Below are 725 nucleotides of genomic sequence, written 5' to 3'. Positions count from 1 at the left end.
GATTCCTACGTCCTTCTTCGGCTCCTAATGCCAAGGCATCCACCGTGTGCTCTTAAAAACTTGACCACAAAAGATCAAGGAGTAATTTTCGAGAGAACCACAGAAACCACCACCATCACCCCAAAAGGCAACAGCGACAGATCCAGGTTCATATTCTTGGAAATTGCTTCTTATAAAAGATGCTCGCGTCCACTATGTAGTTCTCAAACAACAACCCCGTACCACACACCCCACACACACCCCGCCCCCAAAAGGAGCAGAACAACCGTGTGATCGGTGCAGCCAGGAAACCAGAAACACAAGTCCCGGAACCACCACGGCCAAAGCCGCAGCAACCCGGTCCTGTTGCCTCAGGACCCAACAGTGTGCCAAACACTAAACCGCCCATCACCTCTCCCGCACCGTTCCAGGACCACCCGGACTTCCAAAGGAAGCACAGGGGACCGTACTGGGTGCCGGCGAAGAACCGGCGGCCGCTATTTGTTGATATTCCACCCGTGAGCACCCGCCGCAGAACTAGCGTCTGCGCAACGGGCGTACTCCTGACAACCCCACCACACGGACATAACGCCCGGCAGGGTGGTTGTAGGTGCTCCTTAGAAAGGAGGTGATCCAGCCGCACCTTCCGGTACGGCTACCTTGTTACGACTTAGTCCCAATCGCCAGTCCCACCTTCGACAGCTCCCTCCCACAAGGGGTTAGGCCACCGGCTTCGGGTGTTACCA

Annotated in this window: 1 rRNA gene; it reads right to left on the bottom strand. The window is 56.0% G+C overall.

Features of this window, described 5'->3' with window-relative positions:
- Window positions 1-600: 600 nt before the first annotated feature.
- A 16S ribosomal RNA gene (locus AC1D1A_RS20870) occupies window positions 601-725 on the bottom strand; the annotation flags it as partial.

It is taken from the genome of Arthrobacter sp. P1_B9, assembly GCF_056406495.1.
Note: the sequence above shows the minus strand (reverse complement) of the source record. Positions and strands in the feature narration are given on the sequence as shown.